Source organism: Pseudomonas sp. 58 R 12, from assembly GCF_900005865.1.
Lineage (GTDB): Bacteria > Pseudomonadota > Gammaproteobacteria > Pseudomonadales > Pseudomonadaceae > Aquipseudomonas > Aquipseudomonas tritici.
Window position 1 is genome coordinate 149,308 of the sequence record NZ_CVTP01000024.1, and the last position, 23,883, is coordinate 173,190.

Genomic DNA, 23,883 nt, shown 5'->3' on the forward strand with positions numbered 1-23,883 from the left:
CATTTGCGCGACAAATCTCTGCACAGAGCGTCGAAGGACGCTCTACAGTTTTACCCGCATCACGCTGTGTCTTTCCAACAACAATAAAAGGACGCACCACCATGAAGTCATTCAAACGTACCCTGCTCGCCACTGCCCTGGCCCTGCTCGCCCTGCCGGTCATGGCCGACTCGGCCCACCCGAAAATCGGTTTTTCCATCGATGACCTGCGCCTGGAGCGCTGGTCCCGTGACCGTGATTACTTCGTCGCGGCGGCAGAAAAACTCGATGCCAAGGTCTTCGTCCAGTCCGCCGATGCCAACGAGCAGAAGCAGATTTCCCAGATCGAAAACCTGATCTCCCGGGGTGTCGACGTGATCGTCATCGTGCCCTTCAACGCTACCGTCCTCACCAACGCCGTCGCCGAAGCCAAGAAGGCCGGGATCAAAGTGGTGTCGTATGACCGCCTGATCCTTAACGCTGACATCGACGCCTACATCTCCTTCGATAACGAAAAGGTCGGCGAAATGCAGGCCAGCGGCGTGTTGCAAGCGGCGCCCAAGGGCAACTACTTCCTGCTCGGCGGAGCGCCCACCGACAACAACGCCAAAGTGCTGCGCGAAGGCCAGATGAAGGTGCTGCAACCGGCCATCGACAAGGGCGACATCAAGATTGTCGGGCAGCAGTGGGTGAAAGAATGGAACCCCACTGAAGCCCTGAGCATCGTCGAAAACGCCCTGACCCGGAACAACAACAAGATCGACGCCATCGTGGCTTCCAACGACGCCACCGCCGGCGGTGCAATCCAGGCCCTGGCCGCGCAGAAACTGGCAGGCAAGGTGCCGATCTCCGGGCAAGACGCCGACCTGGCCGCGATCAAGCGTGTGATCGACGGCACCCAAACCATGACTGTGTACAAGCCGCTCAAGCTGATCGCCACCGAAGCCGCCAAGCTCTCGGTGCAACTGGCGCGTAACGAGAAGCCGACCTACAGCTCGCAGTACGACAACGGCAGCAAGAAGGTCGACACCATCCTGCTCACGCCTACCCCGCTGACCAAAGCCAATATCGATCTGTTGGAGAAAGACGGGTTCTATACCAAAGAGCAGATTGCCGGGCAGTGACCGCCATGTCCGACTACCTGCTGCAAATGAACGGCATCGTCAAAACCTTTGGCGGTGTCAACGCCCTCAACGGCATCGACATCAAGGTACGGCCGGGGGAATGCGTCGGCCTGTGCGGCGAGAACGGCGCCGGTAAATCAACCCTGATGAAGGTGCTGTCGGCGGTTTATCCGTACGGCACCTGGGACGGTGAAATCCTCTGGGACGGGCAGCCGCTCGAGGCTCAGTCAATCAGCGAGACCGAGGCGGCGGGGATCGTGATCATTCACCAGGAACTGACCCTGGTGCCTGACTTGTCGGTGGCCGAAAACATCTTCATGGGCCACGAAATGACCTTGCCGGGTGGGCGCATGAACTACCCGGCGATGATCCACCGCGCCGAAGCCTTGATGCGTGAGCTCAAGGTACCGGACATGAACGTCGCGCTGCCGGTATCGCAGTACGGCGGCGGCTACCAGCAACTGGTGGAAATCGCCAAGGCCCTGAATAAACAGGCGCGCCTGTTGATTCTCGATGAGCCCTCCTCGGCCCTGACGCGCTCTGAAATCGAAGTACTGCTGGACATCATCCGCGGCCTCAAGGCCAAGGGCGTGGCCTGCGTGTACATCTCCCACAAGCTCGATGAAGTGGCGGCGGTGTGCGACACCATTGCGGTGATCCGCGATGGCAAGCACATCGCGACCACGGCCATGGCCGACATGGACATCGCGCAGATCATCACCCAGATGGTCGGCCGCGAGATGAGCAACCTCTACCCCACCGAGCCGCATGACGTAGGCGAGGTGATTTTCGAGGCGCGCAACGTCACCTGCTATGACGTCGACAACCCCAAGCGCAAGCGTGTGGACGACATTTCCTTCGTGCTCAAACGCGGGGAAATCCTCGGCATTGCCGGGTTGGTGGGCGCCGGGCGTACGGAACTGGTGTCGGCACTGTTCGGCGCCTACCCAGGGCGCTATAGCGCCGAGGTGTGGTTGGACGGCCAGGTGATCGACACACGCACGCCGCTCAAATCCATCCGCGCCGGGCTGTGCATGGTGCCCGAGGACCGTAAGCGCCAGGGCATCATTCCCGACCTGGGCGTGGGCCAGAACATCACCCTGGCGGTGCTCGATACCTATGCGCACATGACGCGTATCGATGCCGAAGCCGAACTGGGCAGCATCGACCAGCAGATCGCACGCATGCACCTGAAGACCTCCAGCCCGTTTTTGCCGATCACCAGCCTGTCCGGGGGTAATCAGCAAAAGGCCGTGCTGGCGAAAATGCTGATGGCCAAGCCCAAGGTGTTGATCCTCGACGAACCCACGCGCGGCGTGGACGTGGGCGCCAAATATGAGATCTACAAGTTGATGAACTCCCTGGCGGCCGAAGGGGTGTCAATCATCATGGTGTCCTCGGAGCTGGCCGAAGTACTCGGGGTCTCCGACCGCGTGCTGGTGATCGGCGAAGGCCAGCTGCGCGGTGACTTCGTCAACAACGGCCTCACCCAGGAACAGGTGCTCGCGGCTGCGCTCAGCCATAACAATAATGATCGGAAGACCGCGTAGATGAATCAGCTCAAACAGCTGTTTACCCGCTACAAAATGCTCGCCCTGGTGATCGCCGTGGCGGTGATCTGGCTGTTTTTCAGCTGGCAGACCGAGGGCGGGTTTCTCACACCACGTAACCTGTCCAACCTGCTGCGGCAGATGTCGATCACCGGGATATTGGCGTGCGGCATGGTGCTGGTGATCATCAGCGGCGAGATCGATTTGTCAGTGGGGTCATTGCTCGGGTTGCTGGGCGGGTTGGCGGCGATCCTCGATGTGGTTTATCACGTGCCGCTGCTGGCCAACCTGAGCCTGGTGGCGTTGTGTGGGCTGATGATCGGCCTGGCGAACGGCTACATGACCGCGTACCTGCGGATTCCTTCGTTTATCGTTGGCTTGGGTGGGATGCTGGCATTTCGCGGGATTCTGCTGGGGATCACGGGCGGTACCACCATTGCGCCGGTTTCGCCGTCGCTGGTGTATGTGGGCCAGGGGTATCTGCCGCATTCGGTGGGTATTGGGCTCGGCGTCTTGTTGTTTGCACTGACGCTGTTCCTCACGTGGAAACAACGACGCAATCGCGCGCTGCATGGTCTTGCGGCACATTCCCTCGTGCGTGATCTGGTGCGCGTGGTACTTATCGGCGCCGTGCTGGCCGGGTTTGTCACCACGCTCAACAGTTACGACGGCATTCCCGTCCCCGTCTTGCTTCTGCTCGTGCTTCTGGGCGTATTCAGCTACGTCACCAGCCAGACCGTGTTCGGCCGCCGCGTCTACGCGGTGGGCAGCAACATGGAAGCCACGCGCCTGTCGGGCATCAACGTACAGGCGGTGAAGCTGTGGATCTTCGGCATCATGGGCGTGATGTGCGCCCTCGCCGGCCTGGTCAACACCGCCCGCCTCGCTGCCGGTTCGCCGTCGGCGGGGAATATGGGCGAGCTGGATGCCATCGCTGCGTGCTTTATCGGCGGCACGTCCATGCGTGGCGGCTCGGGCACGGTGTACGGCGCGTTGTTGGGCGCGCTGGTGATTACCAGCCTGGACAATGGCATGTCGATGCTGGATGTGGACAGTTACTGGCAGATGATTGTGAAGGGCAGCATTCTGGTGTTGGCGGTGTGGGTGGATGTGAGTACGCGGACAGGTCGTCGGTAACGGTCCGGAAAAACACCGAAGCTCCCACATTTGAGAGGTGGCGTTAGCGGCATTTGGTCATGGTTTGAGAAGCGCCAGCAAGGCGTGTCGCGTTTAATTGCAGGACGTTTCCTAGACAATCTTTGTCGCCTTGTGCCTGCAGGAATCAATGGCGAGCCTGCGATCCACCCTCGCGCGCCTGAAGCCATCAACAGCGCAGGCATAAAAAACAGGCGTAAAAAAGCCACTCCGAAGAGTGGCTTTTTAGTCAGTTACTGGCTCAACACAACATCGCGCATCGCCGGGATGTAACCGTAGTCGTAAGCCTCCTGCACAAACGAGCGATCGCCTTTCAATACAATCCTCACGGTGGGTGCTTCGGTGCCGCCGATGCGGTAGTCATCGCCGCTGGTGGGCACGCTGTCGATAAACGAGGTCACCAGGCCATTGGGCATCACGCAATGGGAATACGTCTGGAATGGCTGCGAAGGCGGATTGCCAAGCACCAGACCGGAAGCGTTCATCAGCGTATAGGGACCAAACAGGTGATCACTGACAAACCCATAAACGCCATCCGGGCCGGTCACGCCGTCCGCGTAAGTGAATTTGTGGCTGATGGTGAACAGGTAATACTTGTCGTCCTGGAACACATAGTGCGGACGCTCGGTCTGGTCGTTGACCCCCACGGCAGTGACCAGGGGCGGCAGAATTTCCCACTCGTCACCGTTAAGGTCTTTGGCCACGGCGATGCCGATGCAGCCAACCTGATAACGTGCCCCGCCGACATCTTCATGCCCTGGCGGCACCAGGCCTATTTCATTCGGGCCCACTTCGTGAGTCCCGCGCTCGCCGGCAACGTTGCCTTCAAACACCATGTACAACTTGCCATCTTTGGGATCGATAAAGGGGCTGGGATCGCGAAAGTTCCAGGTCGAATTTTGCGCTTCGGTTTGGTAATAGGTGCCGTCGGCATCAAACAGTGATTTGACCTGATCAAAGCCCTGCAAGGTGACACCGTTGTCGGAAGTGACCACCTGGCCCCTGACTTTAGCAATGGTGGCACCCGGCGTTACACAGGTGTAATACAAATCAATGTCACCGTTATTGTTGAGCAGGATAGGTGTGCCCGCCCATTCACGCGTGGTCGGCGAAACCCCTTCGGCCATGACCCGGCCGCCGAAGATCCAGTCCTTGCCGGTGCGCGAGTACCAATAGCAGATACGCGCATGGCCATGGCGGTCTTCCCAATCGCGCTTGATGTCGTAGCGGCCATCGGCGTTGATGAATTGTGGATCATGGGGGCGACGGTCGGCGGTCAGGGTGAAGATCACCGACCAGCCATTGACCGATACCACCGTGCCATCCAGTTCACGCAAGGGCATGGTGTCCCAGATAAAGACCGTGTCACTCATGACAGGAAAGTCAGGACTCACTAACGGCTGTGTCGTCGTCGGGTCATTCTCATTAACTTTCAGCGCATCGGCCCGTGTCCAGCGAGTGGGTGTGTGATTCGCGTGTTTCATGATGATGTCCTTTTGCTGACGCTTAAGTGACAAGCGAAGATTAAATAGCACATGACAACCAACAACTTAATAGTGGCTGAAAGAGCAAGAGATAGTTGGCTCTGCAAGTGCGAAATAAGGTTTAACATGGAAGCCTACCTGTCGCAACATGAAGAATTATTTAGATTACAAAGGCCATCACTGTATTTATATCCTTGATATAAATACAGTGGCACCCGTATTAAATGATCGTTAAGTAGAAAGCTAGCTAATCAACTACCAAAGATCAGGGCTACCGACTGGGCGCCGGCATTCTTCTGGGTAAAGTCCTTGGCTTGTGCGGCGGTCTTCAAGGTATAGCCATAGTTGGAAAGGGCCGTCCATTGCGCTTTAGGCGACTTCTGGTTGGTGATCGGCGGGACACTGTTGGTATCGGTGAACGTGCCAGTGCCTTTGTCGTCCAACATGCCTTTATTTTGGCTGCCTTCGCCAAAGTAGTTACTTTCAGAAAGGATATTGGCGTTTTGTGCCAGGGTAAAACCGAGGTGGAAGTTATTGATGTAGTTGTTGTACACATGAAAATAACCGTAACGCATCAAGCCAGGCGCACGCACTTCCATGTTGTCGAAGCGGTTATGGCACAGCGTCAGGCGCGGATAACCATTGAACTCTGCTTTATTATCATCCGCCGGGTGGCCGAAGATCAGGCCATACTTGTGGCTGCCAAAGAAGCAGTTGCTGATGGTGGCATAATCGGCCTTTTCACCGATATACAGCAGTTTATCTTCACTGCCGTCAGTGGTGGACCAGCTGTGCCCGACGAAAGAGCAATGGTCAATCCAATACTTGCTGCCGTAGTTCAAGTAGACCTGAATATCGTCATTGGCCTTGATATTTGCCGAATGCTTGAAGATAAGATTCTGCAGAATAATGTTCTGCGACTGCGCCGTTGCACGCAGGTGAATATTCTCCAGCGTGCGGTTCTGGAACGAGCCAATCAGGGTCTTGTTGGCGCCCATGTTGACTTTGGTCAGGCTCGACGCCGAGATATTACTGTTGATCACCAGTACCCGTGGGGTGGTATCGCCGATATTAGCCTTGAGTTGATCGAGTGTGGTGATACTGACCACAGGGCCGGACCAGCCACCTGTCACTTTTGCCGCTTGGGCGAAACCGGTCAAACCGGTGAGTTTGCTTTCTGGATAGGACATGAGTTCCCTCTCTATCAATAAAATGGCTCGGTAAGACGAGCTTGTGCATCAAGTTAATCCGTTAACTTGCACACAGTGTTTGGCAGGACTGAGGTTGCCGGGTGTTGGTCGATCAGCGCTTAAACACTGTGTTTATGTACAGTATTCTCGATTCACTGGATCGTCAACCCTTACGCAGCCAAAAAATGTGGGAGGGGGCAAGCCCCCTCCCACATTTGCCCTGCTGTGTTCTTTTGGCCGTCACTTGGACACAGGCATCGCAAACTCCGCGCCCTGCTCGATGCTCTCCGACCAGCGCTGCATGATCGACTTCTGCTTGGTGTAGAAGCGCACGCCCTCAGTGCCGTAGGCATGCATGTCGCCGAACAGACTCTTCTTCCAGCCGCCGAACCCGTGCCATGCCATCGGCACCGGGATCGGTACGTTGATGCCGACCATGCCCACTTCAATCCGTCGTGCAAACTCGCGGGCGATATTGCCGTCGCGGGTGAAGCAGCTCACGCCATTGCCGAACTCGTGGTCGTTGACCAGTTTGATCGCTTCGGCGAAGTCATTTACGCGCACGCACGCCAGCACCGGGCCGAAGATTTCTTCGCGGTAGATGCTCATCTCTTTGGTCACGTGGTCGAACAAGGTCGCGCCGAGCCAGAAGCCATTTTCCAGGCCCGCTTCGGTGGGCACGTAGTCGCGCCCGTCGAGCAGCAGTTGCGCGCCGGCCTGTACGCCTTGTTCGATGTAGCCGCTGATACGCTCCAGCGCCGCGCGGGATACGATCGGGCCCATTTCGGCCTTGAGGTCGCGTCCGTCGGTGATGCGCAGTTGCTTGGCACGCTCGGTCAAGGCGGCGATGACTTTGTCACCCACATCACCCACCAGCACGGCGACGGAGATGGCCATGCAGCGTTCGCCGGCACTGCCGTAGGCGGCACCCATCAGGGCGTCGACGGTTTTTTCGATATCCGCGTCGGGCATCACCACCATGTGGTTTTTGGCGCCGCCCAGGCCTTGCACGCGCTTGCCATTACGCGCGCCGGTCTCGTAGATGTATTGGGCAATCGGGGTAGAGCCAACGAAGCTCACGGCCTTGACGTCCGGGTGTTCGATCAGCGCATCAACCGATTCCTTGTCACCCTGCACCACGTTGAACACGCCTTTGGGCAAGCCGGCTTCGCGCAGCAGTTCGGCCATGAAAAGCGACGCGCTTGGGTCGGTCGGGCTTGGCTTGAGGATGAAGGTATTGCCCGCCGCGATGGCGATCGGGTACATCCACATTGGCACCATCACCGGGAAGTTGAACGGTGTAACACCGGCCACAACGCCGAGCGGTTGGCGCATCGTCCAGTTGTCCATGCCACGGGAAACCTGGTCGGAGTGTTCGCCCTTGAGCAGGTTGGGAATGCCGCAGGCAAATTCGAGAATGTCGATGCCACGGTCGACTTCACCCTGGGCGTCGGTAAAGACCTTGCCGTGCTCGGCGACGATGATGCGCGCCAGGTCATCCTTGCGTGCACGCAGCAGGTGCAGGTATTCGAACAACACGCGGGCGCGGCGGATGGGCGGAGTGTCGGCCCAATCGGCGAAGGCAGCCTGGGCAGCGGCAACGGCTTCGGAGACAGTTTGGCGGCTGGCCAAGGCGACGCGGCCAGTCTTTTCGCCGGTGGCCGGGTTGTAGACGTCCTGATAGCGATCATCGCGGCTCACGCGCTGGTCGTTGATGTAGTGCTCGATTGTGGTTGTCATGGCAGTAAATCCCAGGTGGGTAGCGTTGGGACACACGATAGGCTTCCGATTTGTTCCAAACCAGAGCAGAATCCAGAACTTATTGTCCATTAATGCGAACAATACAATTATGGAAAAAGCTGAGATCGAAGGGCTGTGGACCCATATTCACTGGCTGTCGGTGCTGGAAGAACAAGGCACCTACACCGCCGCTGCCGCGCGTCTGGGCGTCAGTAAGTCCGCCGTGAGCCAGCGCATTTCTGACCTGGAAAAGGCTACCGGGACGCGGCTGGTAACGCGGACCACACGCAGCGTCAGGCTGACCGATGCGGGGTTGTCGCTGACCCGTGAAGTGCGCAGCGCCTACGAGCAAATCGCCCGCAGCTTCTCGTCTGTGCGCGACTCGGTCGGAGAGATTCGCGGGCTGGTGCGGCTGACGGCGCCCGTGGCGTTTGCCCGTCAGCAATTGGTGCCGCATCTGTCGGAGTTTTTGCAGCAGTACCCGCAGGTGCGCATCCAACTGGATGTGTCGGACGCCCTGAGTTCTCTGGCCGCCGAAGGGTACGACCTGGCCGTGCGCCACGGTTTCCAGGTGCCGGAAACCCATGTGGCATGGAAATTGTGCGATACCGGCTCGGTGCTGGTGGCCACCCAGGATTACCTGCAACGCCACGGTGAACCCCGCGAGCCCGGCGACCTGTCCGCGCACAACTGCCTGTTCTACCCGCGCGGCACCGACCAGCCCGCCTGGACCTTCGAGCGCGGCACTAAAAACGTCGAACGCCTCACCGTGCCGATCTCCGGCAGCTTCGCCACCAATAACAGCGAAGCCTTGCGCGACTCGGCGCTCAACCACCTGGGCATCGCCCTGCTCCCGGATTTCAGCGCTCACGCCGCGCTGGCCAGCGGCAAATTGGTGCAGGTGCTCAAAGGCTGGGTGCTCAAGGGCGCGTTTGCTGATGAGATCTACCTGATCCGGCCGTATTCGCCGCATGTGCCGAAGGCGGTGAGTGTGTTGGTCGGCTACCTGAAGGACAAACTGTCGAGTGGATTTCGATTTACGAGGTGAGGTTTACCTCTTGCTCAGCAGAACCAAAAGTCCATAATGGACAAATTAGTTTACCTGCGGAGACACTCATGCCCAGCACACCTCACGTGATCCACCAGGCCCAGGCCCGCGAACTGCTCGCCCAAGTCGATGTGCCGCAGATCCTGCGCAAGCTGTTCCATGACCTGGCGGCCGGGCAAGCAGTACAGCCGGCGCAGCAACTGGTGGAGTTCCCGCAAGCGGCTGGCGACTTCATCAATTACCTGGGCGTGCTGGCCGAGGATGGGGTGTACGGGGTCAAGACCTCGCCGTATATCGTGCGTGAGCAGGGGCCACTGGTGACCGCATGGACCTTGTTGATGTCAATGCAGACCGGCCAGCCACTGCTGCTGTGCGATGCCGCCGAGCTGACCACGGCACGTACGGCCGCTACGACTGCACTGGCGGTGGATGCGTTGGCGCCTTTAGCCGCGCGGCGTTTGGCGATTATTGGCAGTGGCAAGGTGGCGCAAGCGCATTTGCACTATGTGAAGGATTTCAGGGATTGGCAGACCATCAGCGTGTATTCGCCAAGCCTGGCCAAGGCGCCCGCCGAGACCATCGAGCAGCTCAAAAGCCTGGACCCACGTGTGGTCATCGCCAAGAGCTGTGATGAGGCGGTAGAAGACGCCGACGTGATCCTGCTGTGCACCTCGTCAGCCGGGCCGGTGCTCGACCCGACGCGCCTGAGCAAACCGGCGTTGATTACTTCCATCAGCACCAACGCCCCGCGCGCCCATGAAGTACCGCCGCAGTCCCTCAATGGCATGCAGGTTTTCTGCGATTATCGCCAGACCACCCCAGGCTCAGCCGGTGAAATGCTGATCGCCGCTGAACAACACGGTTGGGACCCGCGCGCTGTGGTCGGCGACCTGCCCGAACTGCTCAGCGACCACGTCCAGCGCCCGTCCTACGACCGCCACGTATTTTTCCGTTCCATCGGCCTGGGCCTGGAAGACATCGCACTGGCCAATGCCCTCTGGAGACACCTATGAGCCACGCAGACTTCATCATCATCGGCGGCGGCATTGCCGGAGCTTCCACGGGGTTCTGGCTGTCGCAGCACGGCAAGGTGATTGTGCTGGAACGCGAAAGCCACCCGGCCTATCACTCCACCGGGCGTTCTGCAGCCCTGTATACCGCCGCTTATGGCACACCGCAGGTGCGCGCGTTGACCCTGGCCAGCCGCGAGTTTTTCGACAACCCGCCGCCGGGCTTTTGCGAACATCCATTGCTTACGCCACGCGGCGAAATGACGGTGGATTTCATTGGCGATGCAGCCGAGTTGAACGCCCAGTACCTCAGCGCCAAGGCCACCGTGTCGCAGGTTGAACTGCTCAGCGCCGACGAAGCCTGCGCGAAGCTGCCGATCCTGCGCCGCGAAAAAGTCCGCGGTGCGCTGTATGACCCGACTGCCAGCGACATCGACACCGACGCCCTGCACCAGGGCTACCTGCGCGGTATCCGCCGCAACGGCGGCGAAGTGCGCACCGACAGCCACGTGCTCGGTTTGAGTCGCGACGCCGCCGGCGTTTGGCAGGTGCAGACCCAGGACACGACCTATACCGCGCCGATCATCATCAACGCCGCCGGCGCCTGGGCTGATCACATCGGCGGGCTTGCCGGGGCCGCGTCCATCGGGCTGCAACCCAAGCGCCGCTCGGCGTTTATCTTCGCCGGCCCCGAAGGCGTCGACAGCCATCACTGGCCGATGCTGGTGGCGCTGGACGAGTCGTTCTATATGAAACCCGACGCTGGCATGTTCCTCGGTTCACCGGCCAACGCCGACCCGGTCGAACCCCAGGATATCCAGCCCGAAGAGCTCGACATCGCCATGGGCATCTACCAGATCGAGGAAGCCACCACGCTGACCATTCGCCGCCCGACGCGCACTTGGGCCGGTCTGCGCAGTTTTGTGCACGACGGTGATTTGATTTCGGGTTATGACCCTCGGATAGCGGGCTTGTTTTGGGTGGCGGCACAGGGCGGCTATGGCATCCAGACCTCTCCCGCCATGGGCCAGGCCAGTGCGGCACTGGTGCGCGGCGCACCGCTGCCAGAGGGATTGACGCGGTTCGGCCTCGACGCTGGTATGCTCTCCCCCGCCCGCCTGGAGCCGCATTGATGAACACCGCTGAACAAGACACGGTCATGCAGAACTTCCGTGCGATGGCCGACGCCATCGCCACCCTGTTCTTCCCCCACGCCGAAGCGGTGTTGCATGACCTGCGCTCGCAAAAAGTCGATTACATCGCCAACAACCTGTCCAAGCGCAGCATCGGCGATGACTCGGCGCTGGAGGACATGCTCAGTGATGACGTCAGCGAAGTGAACATCGGCCCGTACGAAAAGCTCAACTGGGACGGTCAGAAAATCCGCAGCCTGAGCACGGTGCTGCATGACCATAAAGGTCGTCGGCTGGCGGTACTGTGCATCAATCTGAATATTTCACTGTTTGAAAACGCCAAGGCGGCGCTGGACCTGTTCCTGTCGCCGAGCAAACTGATCCCGCAACCGGACTCGCTGTTTCGCGATGACTGGCAGGAGCGCATCAATACCTTTCTGCATGCCTGGATGCGCGAGCGTCAGTTGAGCCTGAACCTGCTGAACCGTGACCACAAGCGTGAGCTGGTGCTGGCGCTGCATGCCGAAGGGGCGTTCAAGGGCAAGAGCGCGTCGAACTATGTGGCCAATGTGCTGGGCATGGGGCGGGCGACGGTCTACAAGCATTTGAAGGAATTGAAGGGCTGAACAAAGTAACTGGGGGGCTGGTTTGCTGCCTGTAGTGAGCGGGCTTGCCCCGCGCTGGGTGGCGGAGCCGCCCCAATAAAGACAACGCCGAGCTCCAGATAAAACCAAGTCGCCTGATTTGGGGCGGCTTCGCCACCCAGCGCGGGGCAAGCCCGCTCACTACAGTTGCCCCGTGCCCTCGGAAGATTCCGTGCTCACAATCAATCGCCGTAGATATCGGATTTGAAGTACTGCTGCGAAAGCTTCTGGTACTCGCCACTGGCCCGAATGCCATCGATGGCCGCGTTCAACTCGCTGACCAACGCGCTGTTACCCTTGCGCACCGCAATCCCGGCGCCCTCGCCCACGTATTTCGGGTCCTTGAGTTCGGGTCCGACAAACGCGTAGCCCTTGCCACGCGGCATCTGCAGGAAGTCGTTCAACGGGATGGTGTCGGCGAAAATCGCATCCAGCCGCCCTGCCGCCAAGTCCATGTAGATCTCTTCGTTATTGCTGTAGCGCTTGACGTTGATGCCCTTGGGTTCAAATACCTCGGTGGCATAACGATCAGTGGTGGTAGCGCGCTGCACACCCACCGTCTTGCCTTTAAGGCTGGCGTACTGGTCATCCACCACCGCCCCCTCCTTCATCACCAGCCGAGACGAGGTGAAGTAGTACTTGTGGGTGAAATCCACCGACTTCTTGCGGTCTTCGTTGATAGTCATGGACGACAGGGCCATGTCGATTTTCTTCACCTTGAGGGAAGGAATCAGACCGTCGAACTCACCTTCAACCCACACACACTTGACCTTCATCTGCGCGCACAGCGCATTGCCGATGTCGTAGTCGAACCCGACGATCTTGCCTTCCTCGGTCTTGGACGCGAACGGCGGGTAAGCCGCCTCGATGCCAATGCGCAGGGTTTTCTCGGCGGCCAGTAGATGGCTGGAGGCGATCAGGCCGAGGGCCAGGGCGGTGATGAGGGGAAGTTTCTTCATGAGGGTTTCTCGCAAGTTGTTGTTGGTTTGGCAAGATTGAAGAAAAAGATGAGTCACTTTTTTGTACTTATAATTCCATACTGGACTTTTATGTATTAATCGTCAATCACATCGACTCCCAGGCTGTCAGGCAAATCTTCTCCCGAATCAAATAAAAAATGTCCACGCCCTGCAAAGGGCGTGGACATTTTTGCTCAAGCGTTTATTGCTTGGCGTGTTTCGCCTGGGCTTCAGGCATCGCCGAAGAATGATGATTGAGAATCTTCCACTGGCCACCGACCTGCTCGTAGACAAAGGTGTAGCGCGCTTGCACATGACGGACCTTGCCGCCCGCTTCAGTCAGGGTGAAGGTGTAGACCCCACTGTCCATGGCCACGTTGCTGCCCAGTTGGCGGATCTCACGGTAGTTGATCTGGCCGACGGGCTTGAGCGCCAGGAAGTGATCAAAGTAGTCCTTGATCTGATCCGGGGTGGTGCGCACTTGGTTGGACACAGTGGGCTGCAACACCGCGCCCGGCGCATACAAGTCGACCACCGTTTGCACGTTACCGGTCTGCAAAGCGCTGTTCCAACGGTCAAACAAACCGGCAATCTCGCGGTCTTTGACATTGGCCGGTGCCTGAGCCACGTCGCGGTACACGTACGGGACTGTTTGAGCCGCTTGGACAAACGGGGCGCTCAAGGCGAACATCAGGGCAAGCGTGGCGGTGTTGAACTTCATGGCGATACTCCAGTGGTGGTCCGTGAGCACACTTTGCCAACCCGCCGGCCACCGGACATCGGCCAACCGGGGCCGTTTATCTATGCCATTTGGCAGATGGCGCCCCGTGCGGTTAACGCGGTTTAATAACCGCGCCTGCGCCCGCAGCGTGTGCCCGTACCGGAGCCGAAACATGCAAAACCCGCCACACGACGCCACGCCCCCTGATCCCAACAGCGCCTTGGCTATTCGCGCGCACTATCGGCAATCCGAGAGCCGCACTGCGCGCCTGCGACTGTTGGTCGAGACCGGCCAGGAATTAACCCAACTGAGCCCACACGCCATGCGCGAGAGGGTGCTGGCGCGGGCGTGCGCATTTCTCGCGATGGACCATGGCGTGCTGCAGGAGTGGGACGCCGAGGGCAACGTCAGCACCACCGCCAGCCACGGCAGCCAGGCGCGCTTGGGCAGCCTGACCGGCATTGCTGACCGCCGCTTACGCACGCCCTGCTGGCAGGAGTTGCCGGACGGCGCCCTGCCCAGTGTGTTGCAAGTGCCGTTGCGCGGGGGTGACGGCAATGCCTTCGGCGCCTTGATCCTGGCCAACAGCGTCAGCCTGCGGGCGCCGGATAATGAAGACAGCGAGTCCCTGCAATTGCTCGCCACGCTGCTGGCCGCGCACCTGGAAAACGACCGGCTGCTGACCACCCTCAAGACCCGCGACCGGACCCTATCGGACCTGGTCAACCAACTGCTGCGTGCCCAGGAAGACGAGCGCAAGCGCGTGGCCTACGACCTGCACGACGGCCTGGCGCAAACCCTCGCCGGCTTGCATCAGCGCCTGCAAGGGTTTGCCGGCCGTTGTCCGACACTGCCAGGCACCTTGGACGCGGACCTGCAGGCGATCCTGGCCCTGGCCCAGCACTCGGTCGGTGAAGGCCGGCAACTGATCGCCGGCCTGCGCCCCACCGTGCTGGATGACTTCGGCTTGTTCAAAGCGCTCGACAAAGAGGCCGACCGCCTGCGCGACGCCGCCATCAGCGTGCAGTGGAGCGCAGGTTACACGGGGCGCTTGCCCAGCCAGGTGGAAATCGCCTTGTTCAGGATCGGCCAGGAAGCGATTAACAACGTCCTCAAGCATTCGCAGGCAAGCCACGTGCAACTGGCCCTGGGACTGCACGAGCACGCTGTCTCATTGCGCGTGAGCGATAACGGCAAAGGCTTTGCCTTCGACCAACCGCTCGACACCCAGGACGCTCAGCATCTGGGCCTGGCCACCATGCAGGAACGCGCGAGCCTGCTGGGTGGCCAGCTCACGTGCACCAGTGCAATCGACTGCGGTACCCAACTGCACGCCCGCGTGCCGGCTCAACTGAATGGAGCGCCGCAATGACCCACGTATTACGCCTGGTACTGGCGGACGATCATGAAGTCACGCGCACGGGGTTCGTCGCGCTGCTGGCCGGTCATCCGCAATTCGAAGTGGTCGGCCAGGCGCGTGACGGCCAGCAAGCGGTAGACCTGTGCGAGCAGTTGCTGCCCGACATCGTCATCCTCGATATTCGTATGCCGGTGCTCAATGGCCTCGGTGCCGCGCGCCTGCTGCAACAACGGCTGCCGGCGCTGAAGGTGGTGATGTTTACCATGGACGACAGCGTTGATCACTTGGAAGCGGCGATGAACGCCGGCGCCGTGGGCTACCTGCTCAAAGACGCCAGCCGTGATGAAGTGATCCATGCACTGCAACAGGTCGCAGCGGGCGAAGAAGCGCTCAATAGCGCCGTCAGCGCACGCTTGCTGCGGCGCATGACCGAGCGCAGCGCAGCAGGCGCCACCCCCACGGAAAACCTCACGCCACGCGAACGCCAGGTGCTGGGGCTGGTGGCGAACGGCAAGAGCAACCGCGAGATAGGTGAACAGCTGGGCATTACCACCGGCACCGCCAAAGCCCATGTGGAACGGGTCATCGGCAAGCTCGGTGCGGCAGATCGCACCCAGGCGGCCGTGCGGGGCATCGCGTTGGGCCTGGTGACACACGCATGAAGGTCTTCTACGCCAGGCGTTGGGCTGACCTGCCGCTACGGGGCAAGGCCCTCGTGGTGATTTCGCTGCCCTTGGTGGTGTTGCTGTTGTCGCTGGTACTGATCTACATCACCGAGCGCCAGACCGCCCGCGCCGAAGAAGACGTGCGCCGTGTACTGCGGGTGCAAGGCGACATCCGCGCCGTGCATACCCTGCTGGCAGAAGCGGCCGCCAGCGTGCGAGGTTACCTGCTGACCCGCCGCGAGGATTTCCTGCCGAGTTACCGCAACGCCAAGCCGCAGATCGAATCGGCCCTGCGCCGGCTCGACGGCAACGTTCGTGATCAACGGGTGCGTGAACAGCTCGCGGCGATCACGCCGCTGATCAACAGCAAAATCGACGGCCTGGAGGACATGCTCGGCGACCCGACCACCAACCAGGCATCGATCACCACGATTCTGGTCAGCAACAAGCACATCCTGGATGCCTTGCGTCAGCACATCGGCACCATGCTCACCCTTGAGGACTCGTTGCTCGCCGAGCGCACCGCAGCCGCGGCCGAAACGCGCCAGCGGCTACTGCTGTCGACCTGGCTGGCCGCCATCTGTGGGCTGTTCGGGGCCATCGTTGCGGTGCTGTTTCTGTCCAAGGGCATTGTCGCGCGGGTGCAGAATGTTCAAGGCAATGCGCAACGCCTGGCATTGGGTCAGCCCCTGCTGCCGCAACCCCCGGAAAACGATGAAATTGGCCAACTGGGCACGCGCCTGGTGGAAGCCGGGATGCTGCTGGCCGAGCGCGAACGCGCGTTGCGCGAGAACGAAGAGCGCCTGCGGCTGATCATCGACGGGGTCAAGGACTACGGGATTTTCGCCCTCGACACGGCGGGCCACGTCACCAGTTGGAATGCCGGTGCCGAGCGGATCAAGGGCTACACCGAGGAGGAAATCCTCGGCCAGCACTTCTCGGTGTTCTACCTGCCGCAGGAATGCCCGCAACACCCGGCGATGGCGTTGGCCGAAGCCACTCGCAACGGCGACTACATGGAAGAAGGCTGGCGCTGCCGCCAGGATGGCACGCGCTTCTGGGCCAGCGTGGTGATCACTGCGCAGTTCGACGCGACCGGCGCCTTGCGCGGTTTCTCGAAGATCACCCGCGACATTACCGACCGCCGCGCGGCCGAGATTGCGCTGGGCACCGCCCGTGAGGAAGCCGAACGCGCCAGCCGGGCCAAAAGCGAGTTTCTGTCGCGTATGAGCCACGAGCTGCGCACCCCGCTCAACGCGATCCTGGGCTTTGCGCAACTGCTGGACATGGACGCACCGAGCGGCCAGAAGGCACAGATCGGCCACATCCTGCGTGCCGGTCAACACCTGCTGACGCTGATCAACGAAGTGTTGGACATTGCCAAGATCGAAGCCGGGCGCTTGCCGTTGAACATCGAATCGATCCCGTTGGCGATCACACTGCACGAGGCGCTGACACTGGTCTCGCCCATGGCCGCTGACGCGGGAATCCAGTTGAAAGCGGTACCCGCCCTTGCTGCCGACCTCGGGATTGTTGCTGATCGGCAGCGCCTGACCCAGGTGCTGCTGAACCTGCTGTCCAACGCGATCAAGTACAACCGGCCGCAGGGCCAGGTCAGCATTGAGGTAGAGGTTGAGCCGCCGCACATCCGCGTATCGGTGTGCGACACGGGCAACGGCATTGCCGTGGATCGCCAGGGCCAGTTGTTCAAGCCGTTCGAACGCCTGGGGGCCGACCCCAATGTGGAAGGCAGCGGCCTTGGCCTGGCGCTGAGTAAAAGCTTGCTGGAGATGATGCAAGGCAGCCTGAGCGTGCAAAGCCAGGTTGGTAGCGGCTCGCGCTTTACCCTGGCGTTACCGTATGCGCGGTTGCCGGAGCCTCAAGGCATGACCGTCGCCGTCATCGAGAGCCAGACACCGGCGCCGGCCCTCGCCTCCCCGCCCATCCAGGGCAAGGTGCTGTGTATCGAAGACAACCTCTCCAGCCTGGCGCTGATCGAAACCTTGCTGCAACGTCGTCCGGGGATAAAGCTGCTCTCCAGCATGCAAGGCCAACTGGGGCTGGACCTGGCTGCGCAGCACGCGCCGCAGTTGATCGTGCTGGACGTGTCGCTGCCGGACATCGATGGTTTGAGCGTGCTCAGGCGCCTGCGTCAGTCCGCGATCACACGCAACACGCCAGTACTGATGATTACCGCCGACGCCAGCACCCTCACCCGCCTGGCCTTGCACGACGCTGGCGCGACGGCGGTGCTGAGCAAGCCGATCAACGTGCCGTCGTTTCTCGCCCACCTTGACCACTGCTTCCCGGAGCCCGTGTGACCACCGACCTGCGTATCCTGATCATAGACGACCAACGCCCCAATCTCGACCTGGTCGAGCAACTGCTCGCGCGCGAGGGTTTGACCAACGTGCTGAGCAGCACCGAGCCGCTGCGCACCCTGGACCTGTTCAACAGCTTCGAGCCGGACCTGGTGATTCTCGACCTGCACATGCCGCAGTTCGACGGGTTCGCGGTGCTGGAACAGCTCAACCGGCGCATCCCGAGCGGCGAATACCTGCCGATCCTAGTGTTGACCGCCGACGCTACCCGCGACACGCGCCTGCGCGCCTTGGCGTTGGGCGCCAGGGACTTCATCAGTAAACCGTTGGACGCGCTGGAAACCATGCTGCGGGTGTGGAACCTGCTGGAAACCCGCATGCTCTACAAGCGGCTGCGCACCTTGGTGCCGGCGGACCAGATTGAATTGCTGCAACGGCGCGACTCGACATCTACCGCACCGAACATCCGCCGCTGCTAGGTCACAAGGTCAGGTCTACAACTGGTCACGCGAGACACCGTTGCTCACGCGAACGATATCCGACATGACCGCAAGGGCAATCTCTGCCGGGGTCTTGCTGCCAAGTTTCAGGCCAATCGGTGCATGAATGCGGTCAAGGTCCTGCTGCCCTATTCCACCAATACGCTGGACACGCTCCATACGCTTTTCGCTAGTGCGCCTGGAACCCATGGCGCCGATGTAAAACGCCGGAGTCCTGACCGCCACCAACAACGTCAGATCGTCCATGCGCGGGTCATGCGTCAGGGCCACGATGGCCGTGGCGGCGTGGCAACCCCCTTGAGCAATATAGGTGGCTGGAAACAGCTTGACCAACTCAACGCCCGCCATCGTGAAACCGTCCGTCAACTCGGGTCGCGGGTCGCACACAATCACTTCAAAACCCAACGCCGCTGCAAAACCGGCACAGAACTCCGCCACTGGCGACAGACCGGCAATCAGCAGGCGCAGGGCAGCGCCAATGACGGCGCGAGCCCTCCCTCGCCATACGCTATGGCCTTGCTCGAACCATGCCAGTGCTTGCTGGATTACCTGAAGGTCTAGATTTTTCATGCGTTGCGAACCGGCCCTCTCAACTCGGACTGTATTGACTTGAGTATGTGGGGTGAAGCGCTGGGGCAATTGCCTGATCGAGGGATTTTGTTGCCCAATCCAACGACAAGCGTGAACACGCGGCCTCATATGAGGAATGCCACAGGCATGACTTTTTTGCACAACGCTCTGGTGTTTTTGGGCGTTCTGCTCTGATTTATGCGTGCCTATACTCGGCCCAGCCTCTCGGTTCGGCCGAGGGCCAGTCCCACAACAATAATTAAGGACAGCCACCATGACCCAGCCCTTCCTGGCCGCTCGGGATTTTCTACTCGCTCACCGCACCGACTACGCCACCGCCGTACGGGATTTCCGCTGGCCGCAACTGGGCGAATTCAACTGGGCCCTGGACTATTTCGACGCCATGGCGGAGGGCAATGCGGCCAATGCGCTGTGGATCGTCGAGGAAGACGGCAGCGAGCAGCGCTACAGCTTCGAGCAACTGGCCGCACGTTCGAACCAAGTGGCCAACCACCTGCGCGCCCACGGGGTTGGGCGCGGTGATCGCGTACTGCTGATGCTCGGCAATGATGTGGCGCTTTGGGAAACCATGCTCGCCGCCTTCAAGCTCGGTGCAGTGGTCATCCCCGCCACCGCCCTGCTGAATGCCGACGACCTGCGTGACCGTATTGAGCGCGGGCAGGTTCGTCACTTGGTGGTCGGCGAGGCACATGTGAGCAAATTCGCCGGGCTGGCTGAAGGCTGCAGCCGCATCTGCGTGGGTTCGGCGCCTGCCGGCTGGGTCGCACACAGCGCCGCCTATGAATATCCCGAGCAGTTCGAAGCCGAAGGCCGCACCCTGGCCACCGACCCGATGCTGCTGTATTTCACCTCGGGCACCACATCAAAACCGAAGATGGTGTTGCACAGCCACCAGAGCTACCCGGTGGGCCATCTGTCGACGATGTACTGGATCGGCCTGCAGCCGGGCGACCTGCACCTAAATATTTCCTCACCGGGGTGGGCCAAGCATGCTTGGAGCTGCCTGTTTGCGCCGTGGAACGCCGGCGCCTGCATTTTTATCCATAACGTCGCGCGGTTTAGCGCGCCGGCCTTGCTCAGTGCATTGGAACGTTACGGCGTAACCAGCCTGTGCGCGCCGCCCACCGTGTGGCGCATGCTGATCCAGGAAGATCTGGCCAGCTACAAATCGCGCCTGAACCTGCGCGAACTGGTCGGCGCCGGTGAGCCACTGAACCCGGAAATCATCGAGCAGATCCAGCAGGCCTGGGGGTTGCCGCTGCGTGATGGTTTCGGTCAGTCGGAAACCACGGCGCTGGTGGGCAACACTCCTGGGCAGTTGCTCAAGCCAGGCTCCATGGGCCGCCCGCTGCCGGGCTATCACGTGGCCCTGCTCGACCCGGATGGCAACCCCGCCAATGAAGGCGAAGTCGCCCTGCCCCTGGACGTGCGCCCGCTCGGGCTGATGCTGGGCTACGAAGACAGCCCGGAAAAAACTGCAGAAGTCATGCGTGACGGCTATTACCGCACCGGCGACACCGCGCAAATCGACGCCGACGGCTACATCACCTTTGTCGGTCGCGCCGACGATGTGTTCAAGGCCTCCGACTACCGCATCAGCCCATTCGAGCTGGAAAGCGCGCTGATCGAGCACCCGGCAGTGATGGAGGTGGCCGTGGTGCCCAGCCCCGATCCATTGCGCCTGGCCGTGCCCAAGGCATTCCTGATCCTGGCCCATGATGCCCCCGGCAGCGCCGAGCTGGCCCGGCATATCCTTGCCTTTGCCCGCGAACACCTAGCGCCCTACAAGCGGGTGCGACGTATCGAGTTCGTCACCGAGCTGCCCAAGACCATTTCCGGCAAGATCCGCCGCGTTGAACTGCGCCAGATGGAGGTACTGCGTCGTCAGAGCGATACACGCGGCGAGCAGGAACACTTCGAGGAAGATTTCGCATAAAAAAGCCCGGTGACACACGCGGATGTGTCACCGGGAAAAGCGAAGCGACCAAGCTTCAGAAACGCGGTTTCACAGTCTTCCAATCCGGCTGGTAACGCTGCATCTGTTTTACGTCGTCGCGCTGGCGAATGCCGCAACTGAGGTACTGGTCATGCAGCTTGCCCAGTTGGTCATGGTCAAGTTCCAGGCCCAGCCCCGGTGCACGGGTAATCGTCACGCAGCCATCGACAATCGGCACCTTGCCGCCCTTGATGACTTCCTCGTCCGGCTCCTGCCAGGGGTAATGGGTGTCGCAAGCGTAATCAAGGTTGGGCACCGACGCGGCCACATGGGCCATCGCCATCAGGCTGATGCCCAGGTGTGAATTGGAGTGCATCGACACGCCCAGGCCGAAGGTCTGGCACATCTTGGCCAACACCTGGGTGTCGCGCAGGCCGCCCCAGTAGTGGTGATCGGCGAGGACGATCTGCACGCTGTTCAGTGCTACGCTGCGGCGGAACTCGTCGAAATCGGTGACCACCATATTGGTCGCCAGCGGGAGGCCGGTGCGTTTGTGCAGCTCGGCCATGCCGTCCAGGCCCGGGGTCGGGTCTTCGTAATACTGCAGGTCATCGCCCAGCAGTTCAGCCATGCGAATCGAGGTTTCCAGCGACCAATTGCCATTCGGGTCGATGCGCAGCGGCACGCCGGGGAAAGCTTTTTTCAGCGCCTTGATGCAGCGCACCTCATGTTCCGGTTCCAGCGCGCCGGCCTTGAGCTTGATGCTTTTGAAGCCGTAGGCTTCGATCATCCGCCGGGCCTGGGCGACGATCTGCTCTTCGTTGAGTGCTTCGCCCCAGCTGTCGGGCTTGTAGGGCGAATCGATGTGTTCGGCGTACTTGAAAAACAAGTAGGCACTGAACGGGATCCGGTCGCGGATCGCCCCACCGAGCAAGTCCACCAGCGGCACGTTCAAGGCGTGGGCCTGGAGGTCGAGCAAGGCCACTTCGAACGCCGAATAGGCATTGCTCACGGCCTTGCTGGCGTGGGAGCCCGGCGCCAGTTCTGCGCCGCTGAGGCTCACGGGCTTGTGCGCGGCCACCGTGGCCTGGACGATTGCACGCAGCCCGTTCAGGTTGAAGGGATCGAGGCCGATCAGTTGCGGCTGCACCTGTTGCTGGATCGCCAGCGCCGGGGCATCGCCGTAGCTTTCGCCAAGGCCGATGTAGCCGGTGTCGCTCTCGACCTCGATGATCGAGCGCAGCGCGAAGGCTTCGTGGATACCGCTGGCGTTAAGCAGCGGCGGGTCGCGAAAGGCAATGGGCGTGACGGTAACGCGGACGATTTTCAAGAGGCTGCTCCCTGTGGGCCTGGACGCGAAGCGTGCTGATGTGTAGTCGGTGTGGGGGGCACGGTGCCCCTTGGTGCGGTGCGCACAAAAAACACCACCACCGCCGCCACCAGGGAGGTAGCGGCCAGGCCATACAGCCCGCCTTCGATGGAGCCGGTGGTCTGTTCCAGCAAACCAAAGGTGGTGGGGGCGACAAAGCCTCCCAGGTTGCCGACCGAATTGATCAAGGCAATCACCGCCGCGGCGATCCGGGCATCCAGATAACCCTGGGGAATTGGCCAGAACAAGGCAGAGGCGGCCTTGAAGCCAATCGCGGCAAAACAGATGGCGACAAAGGCGAACACCGGCCCGCCGGTGGTAGACATGAACATACCGAACGCGGCAATCACCAGCATCAGCGCAACCCATGCCTGCTGGTGCTTCCATTTGCTGGCGAGGGCGGCGAAACCGTACATGGCGACGATGGAAATCAACCAGGGAATCGAATTGAACAAGCCCACCTGGAAGTCGCCCAGGTTGCCCATTTTCTTGATCATGCTGGGCAGCCAGAAGGTGGCGCCATAGATGGTCAGGGCGATGGAAAAGTAAATAAAGCAAAACAGCGCGATTTGTCTGTCGGCGAGCAGCTTGAACATCGAGGGTCGGACAGTCCGGACGGCTTCACGCGCTAGCTGTTCCGCCTCGATGGCACTCACCAACGCGTGTTTTTCCTCTGCACTGAGCCATGTCGCCTGATCGGGACGGGACTGCAACCAGAACCATACAAAGCCACAGAGCACGATCGAGGCAAACCCTTCAATCAGAAACATCCACTGCCAGCCATGCAGGCTAAAACCATTGATGTGCAGCAAGGCCCCCGACACCGGGCCGGAAATCACCGAGGCAATGGCAGAGCCGCTGAGGAAAATCGCCATGGCCTTGCCGCGCTCGGAGGCTGGCAGCCACTGCGTGAAGTAGTAGATGACACCGGGAAAAAAACCCGCCTCGGCGGCGCCGAGGACAAAACGCAGGACATAAAAACTGGTTTCACCTTTGACGAAGGCCATGGCCATCGCGGCCGCGCCCCAGGTGAACATGATGCGCGTCAGCCAGGCCCTTGCGCCGTAGCGCTGCAGGAGCAGGTTGGACGGCACTTCAAAGATCGCGTAGCCAATGAAGAACAAACCGGCACCGAGGCCGTAGGCGGCCGCGCCAATGCCCAGGTCGATCTCCAAATGGCTGCGCACAAAGCCAATGTTGACCCGGTCGATGTAGTTGACGATGAACATCACCACAAATAATGGCAGTACATGACGCTTGACCTTGGTGGCCGCACGGGCGAGCACGGTCGGGTCTGGCGGATTCTGAACAGTGTCCAAGGGCAACTCCCAATCATTGTTTTTTTAGGGACGCGTTGATCATGGACGTCGGGCATTGATCCCGTCTAATCTAACTTGGCATCCG

At 60.6% G+C, this 23,883-nt stretch carries 19 protein-coding genes and 1 pseudogene; 12 read left to right on the plus strand and 8 right to left on the minus strand.

The features are described 5' to 3' along the window. The first annotated feature begins 101 nt into the window (after positions 1-101). The 3 genes from xylF to BFP95_RS21515 are packed head-to-tail and all read left to right on the plus strand — an operon-like array spanning position 102 to position 3,790. Positions 102-1,103, plus strand: coding sequence for a D-xylose ABC transporter substrate-binding protein (xylF, locus tag BFP95_RS21505; RefSeq protein ID WP_065876259.1), 1,002 nt, complete (start codon positions 102-104; stop codon positions 1,101-1,103). 5 nt (positions 1,104-1,108) lie between these two features. Beyond that, positions 1,109-2,653: a D-xylose ABC transporter ATP-binding protein gene (gene xylG / locus BFP95_RS21510; RefSeq protein ID WP_175405992.1), complete on the plus strand. Its 1,545-nt coding sequence runs from the start codon at positions 1,109-1,111 to the stop codon at positions 2,651-2,653. Beyond that, the gene (locus BFP95_RS21515; RefSeq protein ID WP_065881450.1) at positions 2,654-3,790 is read left to right on the plus strand and encodes a sugar ABC transporter permease; all 1,137 of its coding nucleotides are present in this window, start codon (positions 2,654-2,656) and stop codon (positions 3,788-3,790) included. A gap of 251 nt (positions 3,791-4,041) precedes the next feature. Here BFP95_RS21515 and BFP95_RS21520 read toward each other — a convergent pair whose 3' ends face one another. The 3 genes from BFP95_RS21520 to BFP95_RS21530 all read right to left on the minus strand — a co-directional run bounded on the left by BFP95_RS21520 (position 4,042) and on the right by BFP95_RS21530 (position 8,222). Then, on the minus strand, positions 4,042-5,292 hold the full coding sequence (locus tag BFP95_RS21520; RefSeq protein ID WP_065889352.1) for a glycoside hydrolase family 68 protein: 1,251 nt from the start codon (positions 5,290-5,292) through the stop codon (positions 4,042-4,044). Between the two features lie 251 nt (positions 5,293-5,543). Further along, positions 5,544-6,482: a pectate lyase family protein gene (locus tag BFP95_RS21525; RefSeq protein WP_028619690.1), complete on the minus strand. Its 939-nt coding sequence runs from the start codon at positions 6,480-6,482 to the stop codon at positions 5,544-5,546. A 240-nt stretch (positions 6,483-6,722) separates the two neighbouring features. Beyond that, positions 6,723-8,222: a CoA-acylating methylmalonate-semialdehyde dehydrogenase gene (locus tag BFP95_RS21530; protein ID WP_065910669.1), complete on the minus strand. Its 1,500-nt coding sequence runs from the start codon at positions 8,220-8,222 to the stop codon at positions 6,723-6,725. Between the two features lie 109 nt (positions 8,223-8,331). On the opposite strand from BFP95_RS21530, the gene BFP95_RS21535 reads away from it, so the two are divergent. From BFP95_RS21535 to BFP95_RS21550, 4 genes are all read left to right on the plus strand, one after another. Next, positions 8,332-9,270, plus strand: coding sequence for a LysR family transcriptional regulator (locus BFP95_RS21535; protein ID WP_065876265.1), 939 nt, complete (start codon positions 8,332-8,334; stop codon positions 9,268-9,270). A gap of 68 nt (positions 9,271-9,338) precedes the next feature. Continuing rightward, entirely contained in the window at positions 9,339-10,283 is a 945-nt protein-coding gene (locus BFP95_RS21540) for an ornithine cyclodeaminase family protein (protein WP_065876266.1), read from the plus strand. Continuing rightward, positions 10,280-11,413, plus strand: coding sequence for an NAD(P)/FAD-dependent oxidoreductase (locus BFP95_RS21545; RefSeq protein ID WP_065910670.1), 1,134 nt, complete (start codon positions 10,280-10,282; stop codon positions 11,411-11,413). The genes BFP95_RS21540 and BFP95_RS21545 overlap by 4 nt, the downstream gene beginning before the upstream one ends. Continuing rightward, positions 11,413-12,039: a helix-turn-helix transcriptional regulator gene (locus tag BFP95_RS21550; RefSeq protein ID WP_065881464.1), complete on the plus strand. Its 627-nt coding sequence runs from the start codon at positions 11,413-11,415 to the stop codon at positions 12,037-12,039. Before BFP95_RS21545 ends, BFP95_RS21550 begins: the two co-directional genes overlap by 1 nt. A gap of 200 nt (positions 12,040-12,239) precedes the next feature. Here the strand turns inward: BFP95_RS21550 and BFP95_RS21555 are convergent, their stop codons facing one another. Beyond that, the gene (locus tag BFP95_RS21555) at positions 12,240-13,016 is read right to left on the minus strand and encodes an ABC transporter substrate-binding protein (protein WP_065889343.1); all 777 of its coding nucleotides are present in this window, start codon (positions 13,014-13,016) and stop codon (positions 12,240-12,242) included. 202 nt (positions 13,017-13,218) lie between these two features. Beyond that, positions 13,219-13,737, minus strand: a complete 519-nt coding sequence (locus tag BFP95_RS21560) for an SgcJ/EcaC family oxidoreductase (RefSeq protein WP_065876270.1) — start codon at positions 13,735-13,737, stop codon at positions 13,219-13,221. 172 nt (positions 13,738-13,909) lie between these two features. Between BFP95_RS21560 and BFP95_RS21565 the strand changes: the two genes are divergently transcribed. Genes BFP95_RS21565 through BFP95_RS21580 form a run of 4 tightly spaced genes read left to right on the plus strand, consistent with a single transcriptional unit; the run spans position 13,910 to position 18,562 of the window. Continuing rightward, positions 13,910-15,109 (plus strand): sensor histidine kinase, encoded by a 1,200-nt coding sequence (locus BFP95_RS21565; RefSeq protein WP_065876271.1) that lies wholly within the window; start codon positions 13,910-13,912, stop codon positions 15,107-15,109. Next, entirely contained in the window at positions 15,106-15,759 is a 654-nt protein-coding gene (locus tag BFP95_RS21570; RefSeq protein ID WP_049708890.1) for a response regulator, read from the plus strand. The genes BFP95_RS21565 and BFP95_RS21570 overlap by 4 nt, the downstream gene beginning before the upstream one ends. Continuing rightward, positions 15,756-18,083 carry an ATP-binding protein gene (locus BFP95_RS21575; RefSeq protein WP_065910671.1) on the plus strand — a complete coding sequence of 776 codons (2,328 nt, stop codon included), beginning with the start codon at positions 15,756-15,758 and terminating at the stop codon, positions 18,081-18,083. Before BFP95_RS21570 ends, BFP95_RS21575 begins: the two co-directional genes overlap by 4 nt. Next, complete coding sequence (locus tag BFP95_RS21580; RefSeq protein ID WP_049708892.1) at positions 18,080-18,562, plus strand: response regulator; 483 nt, start codon at positions 18,080-18,082, stop codon at positions 18,560-18,562. Before BFP95_RS21575 ends, BFP95_RS21580 begins: the two co-directional genes overlap by 4 nt. A 15-nt stretch (positions 18,563-18,577) precedes the next feature. On the opposite strand, the pseudogene BFP95_RS30075 reads toward BFP95_RS21580, so the two are convergent. Then, a pseudogene (locus tag BFP95_RS30075) lies at positions 18,578-19,063 on the minus strand (XdhC family protein); the annotation flags it as partial. 364 nt (positions 19,064-19,427) lie between these two features. On the opposite strand from BFP95_RS30075, the gene BFP95_RS21590 reads away from it, so the two are divergent. Next, positions 19,428-21,110 (plus strand): AMP-binding protein, encoded by a 1,683-nt coding sequence (locus BFP95_RS21590; RefSeq protein ID WP_065881468.1) that lies wholly within the window; start codon positions 19,428-19,430, stop codon positions 21,108-21,110. Between the two features lie 55 nt (positions 21,111-21,165). Here the strand turns inward: BFP95_RS21590 and BFP95_RS21595 are convergent, their stop codons facing one another. Together BFP95_RS21595 and BFP95_RS21600 are read right to left on the minus strand one after the other, a co-directional pair. Then, complete coding sequence (locus BFP95_RS21595; RefSeq protein ID WP_065876274.1) at positions 21,166-22,440, minus strand: glucarate dehydratase family protein; 1,275 nt, start codon at positions 22,438-22,440, stop codon at positions 21,166-21,168. Further along, a complete protein-coding gene (locus BFP95_RS21600; RefSeq protein ID WP_065910741.1) occupies positions 22,437-23,798 on the minus strand; it encodes an MFS transporter in 1,362 nt (453 codons plus the stop codon). The genes BFP95_RS21595 and BFP95_RS21600 overlap by 4 nt, the downstream gene beginning before the upstream one ends. Positions 23,799-23,883: the final 85 nt, after the last annotated feature.

Coding starts and splice junctions, on each gene's coding strand:
- xylF (WP_065876259.1), top strand. CDS start 102: ATGAAGTCATTCAAACGTACCCTGCTCGCCACTGCCCTGGCCCTGCTC.
- xylG (WP_175405992.1), top strand. CDS start 1,109: ATGTCCGACTACCTGCTGCAAATGAACGGCATCGTCAAAACCTTTGGC.
- BFP95_RS21515 (WP_065881450.1), top strand. CDS start 2,654: ATGAATCAGCTCAAACAGCTGTTTACCCGCTACAAAATGCTCGCCCTG.
- BFP95_RS21520 (WP_065889352.1), bottom strand. CDS start 5,292: ATGAAACACGCGAATCACACACCCACTCGCTGGACACGGGCCGATGCG.
- BFP95_RS21525 (WP_028619690.1), bottom strand. CDS start 6,482: ATGTCCTATCCAGAAAGCAAACTCACCGGTTTGACCGGTTTCGCCCAA.
- BFP95_RS21530 (WP_065910669.1), bottom strand. CDS start 8,222: ATGACAACCACAATCGAGCACTACATCAACGACCAGCGCGTGAGCCGC.
- BFP95_RS21535 (WP_065876265.1), top strand. CDS start 8,332: ATGGAAAAAGCTGAGATCGAAGGGCTGTGGACCCATATTCACTGGCTG.
- BFP95_RS21540 (WP_065876266.1), top strand. CDS start 9,339: ATGCCCAGCACACCTCACGTGATCCACCAGGCCCAGGCCCGCGAACTG.
- BFP95_RS21545 (WP_065910670.1), top strand. CDS start 10,280: ATGAGCCACGCAGACTTCATCATCATCGGCGGCGGCATTGCCGGAGCT.
- BFP95_RS21550 (WP_065881464.1), top strand. CDS start 11,413: ATGAACACCGCTGAACAAGACACGGTCATGCAGAACTTCCGTGCGATG.
- BFP95_RS21555 (WP_065889343.1), bottom strand. CDS start 13,016: ATGAAGAAACTTCCCCTCATCACCGCCCTGGCCCTCGGCCTGATCGCC.
- BFP95_RS21560 (WP_065876270.1), bottom strand. CDS start 13,737: ATGAAGTTCAACACCGCCACGCTTGCCCTGATGTTCGCCTTGAGCGCC.
- BFP95_RS21565 (WP_065876271.1), top strand. CDS start 13,910: ATGCAAAACCCGCCACACGACGCCACGCCCCCTGATCCCAACAGCGCC.
- BFP95_RS21570 (WP_049708890.1), top strand. CDS start 15,106: ATGACCCACGTATTACGCCTGGTACTGGCGGACGATCATGAAGTCACG.
- BFP95_RS21575 (WP_065910671.1), top strand. CDS start 15,756: ATGAAGGTCTTCTACGCCAGGCGTTGGGCTGACCTGCCGCTACGGGGC.
- BFP95_RS21590 (WP_065881468.1), top strand. CDS start 19,428: ATGACCCAGCCCTTCCTGGCCGCTCGGGATTTTCTACTCGCTCACCGC.